This is a genomic window from Janthinobacterium sp. PSPC1-1 (assembly GCF_049897625.1).
Taxonomy (GTDB): Bacteria; Pseudomonadota; Gammaproteobacteria; order Burkholderiales; family Burkholderiaceae_D; genus Janthinobacterium; species Janthinobacterium tructae.
On sequence record NZ_JAFCWP010000002.1, the window covers coordinates 70,644 to 83,755 of the forward strand.

Below are 13,112 nucleotides of genomic sequence, written 5' to 3' on the forward strand. Positions count from 1 at the left end.
CAACATTGTTGGCGGATCATGTCGGATTACGCGCTTGCGCGCTAATCCGACCTACCAAATTTACGCCGGCACGCCCAGAATCACGCTGGAGGCTTTAAAAATTGCCGTCACGCTGCTGCCGATGGCGATGCCCAGGTCGGTGCTGCTCTGGTTGGTGATGATGGCGGCGATCGTGCCGCCACGCGGCAAGTCCAGCACCACTTCCGTGTTGACGGCGCCCGTCTGCACGCGCGTCACGGTGCCGGCCAATTGATTGCGCGCCGAAAAGCGCGCCCCTTCGCTGTCCGCCACAAGGATGATCGACGACGCCTTGATCAGCGCAAACGCTTCCGCGCCCGGCACCAGGCCCAGGCTTGCGCTGCTGCCCTGCGTGACGATGGCAACGATGTGCTGGCCGCCTGGCAATGCCAGGGTGACTTCGTCGTTGACGGCACCTTGTTTTAGTTCGGCAACTTTGCCCAGGAATTGATTGCGTGCCGTGGTTTTCATGGCCATTCTCCGTATGAGTAAAAGATCGTCGGCGATGCCTTCGGCCTGGCTGCCCAGTTGGCGCAGGTAGCGGGCATGCTCACGCTCGATGATACGGAAATTGTCGACCAGCTGGCGACCCCGTTGCGTCAGCCGCGTGCCGCCGCCGCCCTTGCCGCCCGTCAAGCGCTCGACCAGCGGCTCGCCAGCCAGGTTGTTCATCGCGTCGATGGCGTCCCAGGCCGCCTTGTAGCTCATCTTGACGAGCTTGGCCGCCTGCGTGATGGAGCCGCACTCGGCGATGGCACCCAGCAATTCCACCCTGCCGGCGCCGCCCAGATTTTCTCCGCCCACCGTCATCCATACCGAACCTTGCAGGCCGATTTCCGCTGCCGCTGATTTATCCAATGCGTTCACCCAATGCCTTATGTTCTTCCATGCTGTCAATTTGTCCGTCACGCAAGTACAGCACATGCTCACCCAGGATGCGCGCATCTTCCGGATCATGTGTGATCAGGATCATGGGCACGTCCAAGCGCTGCTGCCACTGGCTCAGCTCCAGACGCATTTTGACACGCAGGGCCGGATCGAGGGCGGCAAACGGCTCGTCGAGCAGCAGCGCATTTGGCTCGGCCACGAGTGCCCTCGCCAGCGCCACCCTTTGGCGCTGGCCCCCGGACAACTCGTCGGGAAACTGGTGCGCCAGTTCCTGCAAGTGAAATGCGTCGAGCCAATGCTCGACCTTCTGCAATTTTTCGCGCGCGCGCGGGTTGAACCAGCCCCGCGCCAAGCCGAAGCCCACGTTCTGGCGCACCGTCAGGTGCGGGAACAGCGCGTAATCCTGGAACAGGTAGGCGACATTGCGCTGCTGCGGCGGCAAGTTGATGCCGGCGGCGGAATCGAACAGGGTACGGCCATTCAGGCGGATATGGCCGGCGTCAGGCGTGAACAGTCCGGCAATGGCTTTCAGGGTCATGCTCTTGCCGGCACCGGACGGGCCATACACGGCGATGCGCTGGCTGTTTGAGGTGCATTGCACGTGCATGTCGAAACGGCGTTTGCCGGAGCGCAAGGTGGCGCGAATGTCGAGGTCGAGTTGCATGGGCATCATCATAGGCCTCATTTGTGCGCGATGCGCCCGGGCGCCAGGCGGCCAGCCGACAACAGCACCACGATGCAGACAAGGGAGATAATCACGACCAGCGTATTGGCCACGTCGTCCTGGCCCGCCTGCACGGCTTCATACACGGCCACCGACAGGGTCTGCGTCTTGCCGGGGATGCTGCCGGCCACCATCAGCGTGGCGCCAAACTCGCCCAGCGCGCGCACAAAACCCAGCAGCACGCCGGCGAGGATGCCGCGCCAGGCCAGCGGCAAAGTCACGCGGAAAAAGATGGCCATTTCCGAGATGCCCAGCACGCGGGCCGCCTGCTCCAGCTGCCCGTCGACCGCCTCGAAGGCGGCGCGCGCGGGCTTGAAGACGAGGGGAAAAGCCACCACTGTGGAAGCGATGACGGCGCCCTGCCAGGTGAAGATGAGGTTGATGCCGAAGTTGTCCTGCAGCCAGATGCCCAAGGTGCCGCGCCGGCCCAGCAGCACCAGCAAGTAATAGCCGAGCACGGTGGGCGGCATCACCATCGGCAGGGTCAACAGGGCGTCGAGCAGCTCGCGCCCGGGAAAACGCGTGCGCGCCAGCAGATAGCCCGTACCGATGCCGAGCAACAAATTGAGCGCCGTGGCCCAGGCCGCTACTTTGAGCGACAGGGCCAGCGCGGTCCAGGCGATATCCATGCAGGCGCGTGCTTAAATTAGGGTTTCTTGAATCCGTCAGCTTGCTTGAATCCATAGCGGGCGAGGATGGCTTGCGCCGGCGCCGTCTGCAGGTAGCTGACGAAGCGCTTCGCTTCGGCGGCATTGCTGCTGCCCTTGATGGTGGCGATCGGGTATAGCACGGGCGCGTCCAGGGGCACCTCCAGCACCACGTTCACCTTGTCTTTCATGATGGCCGCATCGGTGGCGTAGACAAAGCCCGCGTCGACTTCGCCGCGCGCCACATAGTCGAGCGACTGGCGCACGTTCTGCGTGCCGATGGCCTTGGCTTGCACGGCGTCCCACAGCTTCGCCTTCTTCAGCGCGCCTTCGGAGTACCGGCCGACGGGCACGCTGGCCGGGTTGGCGATGGCCACGCGGGTCACGCCCTTGTGCGTCAGATCGCTCAAGCTCTTGATGCCCAGCTTGCTATCGTGCGGCACGATCAGCACCAGGCTGTTGCTGACGAAATCCTGGCGCTCGGCCGGCAGCACCAGGCCCTGCTTTTGCGCCGCATCCATGGTTTCCTGGTCGGCCGAAGCAAACACGTCCACGGGCGCGCCCTTGACGATCTGCTGCAGCAGCACGCCCGAAGCGGCAAAGTTCAAGGACACCTTGCTGCCCGGGTACTGCGCCTCATAGCCTTGCGCCGCATCCTTGAACGCATTCGTCAGGCTGGCCGCGGCCGACACCATCACTTCGCCGGCAAAGGCGGAGGTGGCGGCGCTAGCGAGCAGGGCGGCGCTGAGGAGTTGGGCGAGGGAGGTGAGGCGCATGATCGTATCCTTGTAAAGTGAACGGTGAACAAGGAGCGTAATATACACCGATATATAGCGTTCTACCATGGCGCAGGTCAAGACGGCTGAACTTGCTTCAAGCGCAGTCTTAAGCGGCCACTTTCTCGCTGCCCAGGTCATCCTTGCGCTGCGCATATTTCTGCGCGATCACGGCGCAAATCATCAGCTGAATCTGGTGGAACAGCATCAGCGGCAAAATCACCATGCCCAGCGAGTGCGTGGCAAACAGCACCTTGGCCATGGGCACGCCGCTGGCCAGGCTTTTCTTCGAACCGCAAAAGACGATGGCGATCTCGTCTTCCTTGTTAAAACCCAGGCGGCGGCTGATGAATGTCATCAGGCCCAGGACCAGCGCCAGCAGCAAGATGCTGAACAGGCCCAGCGCCACCAGCGTTTCCACCGAAATCGTATGCCACAGGCCTTCGCTGACGGCTTCACTGAAGGCCGTGTAGACCACCAGCAAGATCGAGCCCTGGTCGACGTATTTCAGGGTGGCTTTATGGCGGTCGACCCAGCGGCCTATCCAGCGGCGCAGGAACTGGCCGGCCAGGAAGGGCAGCAGCAGCTGCATGACGATGGACAGCACGGCGTCCACCGACGACTTGCTTGCCCCGCCTTTCGCCACCAGCAAGCCGACCAGGATGGGAGCAAGAAAAATGCCGATGAAATTCGAGGCCGAGGCGCTGCAGATGGCCGCCGGTACATTGCCGCGCGCCATGGCCGTCAGCGCGATCGACGACTGCACGGTCGATGGCAAGGCGCACAGGAACAGGATACCCACGTACAGCTCGGGCGTGAGAAACGTCAGCGCCAGCGGCCGCAGGGCCAGGCCCAGCAGGGGGAACAAAATGAACGTGCTGGCCAGCACCAGCAAATGCAGGCGCCAGTGCATGACGCCGGCCACCACGGCTTCGCGCGACAACTTGGCGCCATGCAGGAAGAACAGGGCGCCGATGGCGACGGTGGTGACGTGGCCGAAGACCACGGCCGTCGTGCCCGTGCAAGGCAGGAAACTGGCCAGCGCCACGGTGACGAGCAGGGCGATGGTGAAATTGTCGGGTTTCAGATTGCGCAGCAGGGCGGCGGGGGAAAAAGAAGACATGCGGTAGCCTGGTAGCGGCCCAGCCTTGCAACACTGCGCCGTGGATGACAAAAAGCGCCGGAAACGGCGCCAGTGCTGGCTATTCTAACCCTATTGCCTGGCTACCTGCCTGTCAGCAGGCGTGGCTTGTGGACACAATGGCACAAAAAAATGCCCTGTCCGCAGACAGGGCAACCCGGAGTAAAGTACAGCGCGAGGGCGATTAACCGGCGGCTTTGACTTTCAGCTCGTTTTTGATTTCTTTCACGCCGCTCACGGAAGCGACGATCTGCACGACGCGGTCACCCGCTTCGGCGCTCGGTACATCGCCCGACAGGACGACGACACCTTGCTGGGTTGCTACCTTGACTGGCAGGGTAGCGGCTTGCGCATCGGCGCTCAGGGCGGCCTTGGCCGAGGAAGTGATGGTTTCATCAGGGACGGCTGCGGCGGCGTTGGCGGCCACGACAGTGTCAGCAGGAGCTTGTGCTTTTGGTGCGGAGTCAGCGGCATGCGAAGCGGTGATCGAGGCGCCCGACAGTACGATAGCGGCGACCAGGGTATTGAACAGTTTCGATGTTTGCATGGTAGTTCCTCTCAATGAAGTTAAAAGCTTCTTACTTGGATAAAGCAACACGTTGAAGCGTCACATCTACCCATACAGCAAGCACCGTGCCAGCTTTTAAATTACATTCAAAATCAACGACTTACATGCAGACTCGATTTTTCCAGAGCGTTTCCGCCGGATCTGGCGCGAAAATCGGGGCTTTTTGTCGCCTGACGACGACAGCTTGTGGCAAGACAATCAATATTTAACAGTAAGCCATTGATTATTCACGCTTTATTTTTGTCGCTCATCAGCGACAGGGTCGCCATCGGCCCGGAACAGGGCCGGCGTCAGCTCGTATTTCTGCAGTAAACGGTAGAACTCCGTGCGGTTGCGGTCGGCCAGGCGGGCCGCGTCGGCAACGTTGCCGTCCGTCAGGCGCAGCAATTGAATCAGATAGTCGCGCTCGAAGCGCTGCTTGGCTTCGTTATAGCTGAGCGCTTCCAGCGATGGCACGCGCAGCGCACGTTGCACCAGAGACAAGGGCACCAGCGGTGCCGTGGCCAGCGCGCACACTTGCTCGACCACATTGACCAGCTGGCGCACGTTGCCGGGCCATGGCGCCGCTACCAGGGCCGTGAGGGCGTCGGGCGCGAAACCGTTCAGCGGTTTCTGGTACTTGGCCGCCAGTTTCTGCAAGAAATGGTTCGCCAGCAGGGAAATGTCTTCGCGGCGCTCGGCCAGCGGCGGCAGGGTCAGGGTCACCACGTTCAGGCGGTAATACAAATCTTCACGGAACTGCCCTTCCGCCATGGCCACGTCCAGGTCGCGATGCGTAGCGGACAAGAGCCGCACATCGACCGGCCGCGTCTGGTCGGCGCCGACGGGGCGCACGGCCCGCTCCTGCAGCACGCGCAACAATTTCACCTGCAGCGGCAGCGGCATGTCGCCGATCTCATCTAAAAACAGGGTGCCGCCATCGGCCGCCAGGAACAGGCCTTCGCGGTTGCCGACGGCGCCCGTAAACGAGCCCTTCACGTGGCCGAACAGTTCCGATTCCAGCAACTGCTCGGGAATGGCGCCGCAGTTGACGGCGATGAACGGCGCCTTGGCGCGGCGGCTGGCGTTGTGCAGCGCGCGCGCCAGCAACTCCTTGCCCGTGCCGCTGGGGCCGCGGATCAAAATGCTGGCGTCGGAACCGGCCACCAGCTTGGCTTCGGCCAGCAACTCGGCCATCTGCGCGCTGCGGCTGATCAGCTCGGCACGCCAGCTCTCGTCGCCGGACGCGGGCGCCGGCATGACGGTAGACAGGTTGATGGCATACGCCACTTTTTCCATGAGCAGCTTGCCATCGAACGGTTTTGTCAGGTACGCAAACGCGCCGCGCGCCGTCGCCTCGACGGCGTCGGGAATGGTGCCGTGGGCTGTGAGCAAAATGACGGGCAGGGCCGCGTGCTGGCGGCGGATTTCATCGAACAGGGCCAGGCCGTCGCGGCCAGGCAATTGCACGTCGGTAATGACCAGGGCCGGCAATTCCACGGCCAGGCGCGCCAGCGCCGCTTCCGCGCTGCCCACGGCCGTCACGCGATAATTACCCGCCTTCAAGCGGATGGTCAGCAGGCGCAGCAGGTCGGGATCGTCGTCGACCAATAAGATGTGGGCCTGCTCGCTCATTTCGGCGCTCCCGCGGCAGGGCGCACGGACAAGCTGCGCTCGATGTTTTTCAGCGCCTCGAGTTTTTCATTGAGCAAGTCGTTGCGGCGCTGGGCGTCGCGCAGCTGCGCATTGAGCTTGTCGATACTCTCTTCCTGGCGGCGCAGTTCCGCATACTGGCTGCTGAGCAATTGCACCAGCGGCGCCAGAAGTTGCGCGTCCTTGCCCGTGGCCGTGGCCAGCGGTTCCAGCAACGCTTGCGCGCGGGCTAGGTCGCCGGGGCCGCGCAAGGTCGCTTGCAGCATGGCGCGGCGGATGGTGTTGGACGGCGCGTGATCGGCCTTCGCCAAGTCCAGCTGCGCTTTCACCAGTTCCGACGGCGTCATCAGGCGCAAGGCGCCTTGATACGCGAGCAGTTCGGTCAGCTGGGGGTCCATCACCACCACCACGCGCGGCGGCGTTTGCACCAGCACGGGCGTCTGGATAGTGGGCTTGGCGGCGCAAGCGCCCAATAGCAGCGCGCAGGCGGCCATGCCGGCCAGGGAAGTTCTCGTCATCATAAGGGCAGTTCTATCCGAAAATGCGCGCCAGCCTGGCGCGGTAAAAGAGTGACGCTGCCATCGTGAGCGGCGATATATTCGCGCACGATGGACAGGCCGATGCCATTGCCGTTGCGCGCGCCGGCCGCCTGGCGCACGCCCTGGTAAAACGGCTCGAAGATGCGCGCGGCATCCTCGGGCGCCACGCCAGTGCCTTCGTCGATGCAATCGATGCGCACACGGCCGCCTTCGCTAGACAGGGTAAACCGCACGGTGCCGCCTTCCGGGCTGAAGCGCACGGCATTCGACAGCAGATTCGCCAGCACCGTCGCCAGCTTGTCGCGGTCAGCCTGCACGATCAAGGACTCGCCCTGCACCTCGACGGTCAGGCGGCGCGCCAGCCACTGCAGGCGCTGCCCGGCCACCACATCTTGCAGCAAGACCAGCAAGTCCACCTTGCTGTGCGCCAGATGCTGGGCGTCAAAGGCGGCAGTATTGTAGCGCAGCAAGTCTTCGATCTGGGTTTGCAGGGAGGCCGTATTTTGCTGCAGGATGCCGGCGATTTCGCGCTGGCCATCGCTGAGCTTGCCGGCCACCTCGTCTTCCAGCAAGGCCACGCCTTCGCGCAGGGCAGCCAGCGGCGTCTTCAGTTCGTGCGAGATGTGGCGCAAAAAGCGTTCCTTGTCCGCGTCGAGGTCCGCCAGGCGCTGGCGCAGCCAGTCCAGCTGCTGGCCCAGGCGGCGCGTATCGGCCGGGCCACCGACGACGATGCGCTGATCGTAGCGCTTTTCGCCCAGGCGCCCGATGGCCGACTCGATGCGGCGCAGCGGGCGCGACAATAGAAAACCGAAGCAGGTCGCCAGCACGGCCGCCAGCAGCACGGCGCCGCCCACCAGCACGCCCAGCACGCGGCGCTGGCGTTCCAGCTCGGCCAGCAGGGCGTCGTTGCGGCTGCCGATTTCCGTCTTGCTTTCGCGCGCCAGGCTGTCATTGATCTGCGTCAGGCGGGCAAACGCGCGATACACGACGGCGTGGCCATCGCGCTTGCGGCGCTTACCCGCTTGCAAGACTTCCCACGCCGCTTGCGCCTGCGCCGTCCACTCGTCGGCCAACTGCGAGGCAAACTCGGGCGTGGCGCGGTTCAGCACTTGCAACGCCGCCGTCGCTTCGTCGCGCGCCGCCGCATAACGCTCGCGGAACACGGGATCATCGAGCACGAGGAACTGGCGCGCGCTGCGCTCCATGGCCAGGGTGCGCTCGGACAGGCGCTGCGACTGTTCCGTCAGGGCAATCGCCTGCGCCGCCGTCTCGCGCCCCAGCCGCGCCAGGTGTTCCAGGGTCAGCAGGGCTTGCACGGAGGTGGCCGTCAAAATGCCCGTCGTCAAAATGAAGGCGGCAAATAACAGTTGGCGAAAGGACAGTCTGGACAAGGTAAGCGCCTTCGGTTCGGTCAGCAAGGGGGAAAAGGCGCATGGTACGCTAAGCTTTCATTCGCAGACGCCACCCACCCGGAAATGGTTAATTTTGCAACACTGTCGCTTTTCCGGCCGCCAGCAAGGCCTTGGCGGCGGCGCACGAATACTCCTAGTACAATAGGGAAAACTTCATACAGGCATCAAAGTGACACCCCGCCCTGGCGGCCAGCCCTGGCATTACGCCACTTTGCCCCCACATGTGATGCAGCCCTACCGACTATCCGTTTCACCTACTGAAGAGATCCCATACCGCATGAGCACATTTGAAAAAGTCAGCAGCAACTTCATTCCAGTCTTGCAGGCAACCATCGAGCAATATGTCGAGCCGGCAACGGGCATGCGCCATATCCACATGCATACCGAGCAGGCTGAGATGGTGTTCCTGGTGGCCTTTCCCACTGTGCCGGAAGTAAGCGACGGCCGCGCCCACATCCTCGAACACCTGGCGCTGTGCGGCTCGTCGCGCTACCCGGTGCGCGACCCGTTCTTCTCGATGCTGCGCCGCTCGACGGCCACCTTCATGAATGCGATGACCTATCCGGACCGCACCGTGTACCCGTTCGCCAGCACCGACCGCAAGGATTTCTTCAACCTGCTCGATGTGTACCTCGATGCGGCCTTCTTCCCGAACCTCGATTACCTGAACTTCCGCCAGGAAGGCTGGCGCCATGCGTTCGAAGGCGACAAGCTGGTGTACCAGGGCATCGTCTTCAATGAAATGAAGGGCGCTTTCAACAGCCCCATGCGCGCGCTCGACAGCGGCATCGCCAGCGCCTTGCTCAAGGGCACGACGTATGAAGTGGAATCGGGCGGCGATCCGCTGGTGATCCCGGAACTCACGCATGCCATGCTGAAAGAATTCCACGCCAGCCACTACCATCCGTCGCAAGCCGTGATCATGACCGCCGGCAATATCGAAGCGTCGGCCGTGCAGGAACAAGTGGCCGAACGCGTGCTGTCAAAACTCAGCGGTTTCTCCGAGCGCCGCTTGCCGCAGCTGGCACCCGCATGGACGGCGCCGCAGGAAAATATCGTCAAGATTCCGTCGCAGGAAGCGCGCGACGATGAATTCGGCCTGCAATTTGCCTGGTTGATGGGCGAGTCGAGCGACCCCATCGCCTACTACCACGCGCATTTGCTGTCGCACGGCTTGCTGGGCGAATCGTCGGCGCCCGTCATGCGCGCCATGGAATCGGCCGGCTATGGCCGCCCATCGGACATGAATGGCCGCGACGCGGGCATCCGCCAGATGGTGTTCCACATCGGCATGGAAGGGTTGACGCAGGAACAGATCGCCGACGCGCACCAGCGCATCTGGACGGCCCTGGAAGAGACGGCGGAAGAGGGCATTCCCGCCGCCGTGCTGCACGCGGCCTTGCGCGACATCAAATACAGCCAGCGTGAAATCAGCAGCGGCCGCATGCCATATGGCCTGGGCCGCTTGCTGCACGCCTTGCCGCTGGCCATGTATGGCGGCGACGTCATGGATGCCTTCGACAATGCGGCCATCCTGGAAACGCTGGAGCAGCAGATCGAAGATCCGGAATTCTTCAAGCAGCTGGTGCGCGAGCTGATCGCCAACCCGACCCGTCTGACCACGCACGTGGTGCCCGACAGCGCCTACTTCACGGACCGCGCCGCCCAGGAAGACGCCAAGCTGGCGGCCCTGCAAGCGCGCCTGACGGATGCCGAGCGCGAACACATTGTCGCCGAGTCCGCCGCGCTGGAAGCGCATCAGCAGCTGCCGTCGAATTCCGAAGTCTTGCCGCGCATCCGCCCTGGCGACGTCAGCGCCGCGCCGCGCCCGGCCCTGCCGATTCCCCCCGCCGTCGATGGCGCCGTAGCGTTCAGCATTGCCTCGAACGGCATCAGCTATGCCAACGTGCTGTACGACGTGTCGAGCTTGCCGGAAGCGTCGTGGCCATGGCTGCGCCTGTACACGGACCTGGCGCCGGAACTGGGCGTGGGCGACATGTCGTTCGACGACGCCAGCGCCTGGCGCCAGAGCATGGTGCCTTCGTTCCATATCGGCCTGGAAGCCATTCCCCGCCCGCAGCAAGCCATGCGCGTGGAACTGTCGTTCTCGGCCAGCGGCTTGCGCGAAGAACACGCGGCGATTGCCGCCGTGCTGTCGGCCTGGATCGCCAAGCCCCGCTTCGATGAAGAAGAGCGTCTGGCTTTCCTGATCGAAAGCCTGGTGCAGGACAAATTGAGCAGCCTGGCCGAATCGGGCAACCGCTACGCCATGCTGGCCTCGGCAGCGCCCCTGTCGCCCACGCGCCGCTTCGACGACATCGTCGGCGGCCCGGCTGCATTGCCGTTCTACCGCCGTTTGCAGCAGCTGAGCAAAACCTCGGCAGGCTTGCAGGAAATCGCGCGCGAACTCGACACCCTGCATGCGCACATCATCGCCCAGTCACCAACCGTGCTGTGCGCGGGCCTGGAGCACGATGGCATCGCCCTGGCCCGCTTGCTGGAATTGCCGGCGGCCAGCACGCAGGCGGCAGCACCAGCCATTGACGTCGCACCTGTCGCATTGCCGCTGGCTAACACGGCCCTGCATGCGACGAGCCAGATCAACCATTGCTTCGTTTCCTGGGCCGTACCGGGCGTGCACAATCCGGACGCTGCCGCCCTGGCCGTGGCCGCTGAACTGATGACCAACCAGGTGCTGCATACGGCGCTGCGCGAAAAAGGCGGCGCGTATGGCGGCAGCGCCAGCTATGCGGCCGGCGCCGGCACGTTCACCCTGAGTTCCTACCGCGATCCGCGCCTGGCCGGCACGTTCGCCGACTTCGGCACGACGCTCGATCAAATCCTCGACGGCGATTTCTCGCAGGAGCAAGTGGAAGAAGCCATCATCTGCGTCATCAAGGGCCTCGACAAGCCACATTCGCCGTATGCGGAAGCGCTGACGGCGTGGAACATGCAGCAACGGGGCACGACGGAAGCCGTGCGCCAGCAGTTTCGCACCGGCGTGCTGACCTGCACCTTGAGCCAGATCAAGGATGTCACGCGCACCTGGCTGAAAAACGGCCAGCAAAGCCGCGCCGCGTTTGCGGGCAACACGACGCAAGACCTGGCAGGCCTGGAAGTGGTTGATCTGTTGGCGCTGGCTTCTTAAGCTGAGCAGACGGATCGTGTCGGATTACGCGGCGTGCCGCCGCTAATCCGACCTACGCTACGGATCGGGTAGGTCGGATTAGCGGGGCCGCCGAGGCGCGCAAGCGCGTAATCCGACAATATTGTTGGCAGGTGGTGGTGTCGGATTACGCGCGGCTTCGCCGCGCTAATCCGACCTACGCTGCTGATCAACCAGGCACGGCGCTCGGCTCCATGTACATCAACTCCCATTGATGCCCATCCAGATCCTGGAAACTGTGGCCATACATGAAGCCGAAATCCATCGGCTCCTTGTAAATGCTGCCGCCCGCCTGGACGGCTTTTGCCACCAGCGCATCGACTTCGCCGCGGCTCTCGGCCGACAAACACACCAGCACTTCCGTCGCCACCTTGGTGTCGCACAGCTGCTTGGGCGTGAACTGCTTGAATTTATCGTGCGTCAACAGCATCACGAAGATGTCGTCGGCAACGATCATGCACGTCGCCGTTTCATCCGTGAAATGGGCATTGAAGCTGAAGCCCAGGGCCGTGAAAAAAGCCACGGAGCGTTCCAGCGACTGGACGGGCAGATTGACAAAGATTTTGCGGGCCATCATGTCTCCTTGTAGGTCGAATGAGTACATCGTGCCCGCCGATTCTACACCTGCTTTTTACCCGCCCGCGCGTCCCACGGTCTTCGGCGCGTAGCCGAAATAGCGGCTGAACGCGGCGCTGAAATTGGCCGGATGGCGATAACCCGTTTGCCAGCCCGCCTGCGCCACCTGACACCCATTTTCCAGCAGTAACTTTGCCCGCTGCATGCGCAGCGCCAGCAGGGTGCGCTGCGGGCTGTCGTTGTAGCGGTAGCGCCACCCCTGCTTGAGTTTAAACAGGCTCAAGCCCGCTTGCGCGCACAGGTAGTCGAGCGTGAGTTCCTGCGCCATCTGTTCCTGCATCAGCGCGTGGACACGTTCCAGTTTGGCGATATCCGCGTCGGACCAGCGCGGCACGGGCGCGGATGCGGGCCGCAGCCCCCGCAGCTGCTCCGCCAGCAAGCTGAGCACGCCGATATGCACGGCCAGCGGGTCCGTCGCGCGCAGCAGGGAGCGCGCGTGCAGGGTGGCAGTTGGCGTGGTGGCGGCATGCGCCAGCTGGCGCGCGCCACCGTTGGGCAGCAGGGAAGTCAAGCCTTCCGGCCAGTAACGCGCCAGCGCCTCTTCGCCGACCAGCACGCGCAATTGCACCGCCCGGTGATGCGCCTCGAAACGGCGCTCGCCGCTGACGTGGTGAAACGCCGTCAGCGTCGTATGACCTCCCCGGAAATGCAATTGCCCGCCATCGCGCGTGGTGTAGCCAGACGCGCCTTCCAGGCCGATGGTAATGACCAGGCCGCCCGCATCGTCATGCTGCGATTGCTCGACGAGCGCAAGGCGCGGGCGGTAATCGGAATGCACGAGCAGCAAGCCCTGCTCGACCTGGCGCTGGTCGGCGCGGCACTCTTTCAACCCCGGGTCCAGCTGGCGCCGCGTCCAGCCTGCCGCTTCCCTGTCATGTCCTGCCATCACTCCTCCTGTCCCTGCGCACCGTAGCGCATACGAAATGCGCCGTGTCGCATACAAATGCAAATGATAATTATTCTCA

At 63.4% G+C, this 13,112-nt stretch carries 12 protein-coding genes; 1 reads left to right on the forward strand and 11 read right to left on the reverse strand.

Translation table 11 applies throughout. The features are described 5' to 3' along the window. Positions 1-60 precede the first annotated feature (60 nt). The 9 genes from ACP7EG_RS07840 to ACP7EG_RS07880 form a co-directional block, all read right to left on the reverse strand. On the reverse strand, positions 61-828 hold the full coding sequence (locus ACP7EG_RS07840) for a TOBE domain-containing protein (protein ID WP_426087627.1): 768 nt from the start codon (positions 826-828) through the stop codon (positions 61-63). A 40-nt stretch (positions 829-868) separates the two neighbouring features. Beyond that, a complete protein-coding gene (locus ACP7EG_RS07845; RefSeq protein ID WP_426087628.1) occupies positions 869-1,570 on the reverse strand; it encodes a sulfate/molybdate ABC transporter ATP-binding protein in 702 nt (233 codons plus the stop codon). Between the two features lie 17 nt (positions 1,571-1,587). Further along, complete coding sequence (gene modB / locus ACP7EG_RS07850; protein WP_096232821.1) at positions 1,588-2,259, reverse strand: molybdate ABC transporter permease subunit; 672 nt, start codon at positions 2,257-2,259, stop codon at positions 1,588-1,590. Positions 2,260-2,276: 17 nt separating this feature from the next. Next, complete coding sequence (modA, locus tag ACP7EG_RS07855; protein WP_426087199.1) at positions 2,277-3,053, reverse strand: molybdate ABC transporter substrate-binding protein; 777 nt, start codon at positions 3,051-3,053, stop codon at positions 2,277-2,279. A gap of 109 nt (positions 3,054-3,162) precedes the next feature. Beyond that, complete coding sequence (locus ACP7EG_RS07860; RefSeq protein ID WP_426087200.1) at positions 3,163-4,176, reverse strand: bile acid:sodium symporter family protein; 1,014 nt, start codon at positions 4,174-4,176, stop codon at positions 3,163-3,165. A gap of 202 nt (positions 4,177-4,378) precedes the next feature. Continuing rightward, positions 4,379-4,741, reverse strand: coding sequence for a BON domain-containing protein (locus ACP7EG_RS07865; protein ID WP_290604888.1), 363 nt, complete (start codon positions 4,739-4,741; stop codon positions 4,379-4,381). Between the two features lie 255 nt (positions 4,742-4,996). Continuing rightward, positions 4,997-6,376, reverse strand: a complete 1,380-nt coding sequence (locus tag ACP7EG_RS07870; RefSeq protein ID WP_426087201.1) for a sigma 54-interacting transcriptional regulator — start codon at positions 6,374-6,376, stop codon at positions 4,997-4,999. Continuing rightward, the gene (locus ACP7EG_RS07875) at positions 6,373-6,915 is read right to left on the reverse strand and encodes a hypothetical protein (protein ID WP_426087202.1); all 543 of its coding nucleotides are present in this window, start codon (positions 6,913-6,915) and stop codon (positions 6,373-6,375) included. The genes ACP7EG_RS07870 and ACP7EG_RS07875 overlap by 4 nt, the downstream gene beginning before the upstream one ends. Next, positions 6,912-8,324, reverse strand: coding sequence for a HAMP domain-containing sensor histidine kinase (locus ACP7EG_RS07880; protein ID WP_426087203.1), 1,413 nt, complete (start codon positions 8,322-8,324; stop codon positions 6,912-6,914). The genes ACP7EG_RS07875 and ACP7EG_RS07880 overlap by 4 nt, the downstream gene beginning before the upstream one ends. Before the next feature lie 298 nt (positions 8,325-8,622). On the opposite strand from ACP7EG_RS07880, the gene ACP7EG_RS07885 reads away from it, so the two are divergent. Then, positions 8,623-11,493: an insulinase family protein gene (locus ACP7EG_RS07885; RefSeq protein WP_426087204.1), complete on the forward strand. Its 2,871-nt coding sequence runs from the start codon at positions 8,623-8,625 to the stop codon at positions 11,491-11,493. Between the two features lie 187 nt (positions 11,494-11,680). Here the strand turns inward: ACP7EG_RS07885 and ACP7EG_RS07890 are convergent, their stop codons facing one another. Continuing rightward, positions 11,681-12,085 (reverse strand): VOC family protein, encoded by a 405-nt coding sequence (locus ACP7EG_RS07890; RefSeq protein ID WP_426087629.1) that lies wholly within the window; start codon positions 12,083-12,085, stop codon positions 11,681-11,683. A gap of 57 nt (positions 12,086-12,142) precedes the next feature. Next, positions 12,143-13,033, reverse strand: a complete 891-nt coding sequence (locus tag ACP7EG_RS07895; RefSeq protein ID WP_426087205.1) for a helix-turn-helix transcriptional regulator — start codon at positions 13,031-13,033, stop codon at positions 12,143-12,145. Positions 13,034-13,112 lie beyond the last annotated feature (79 nt).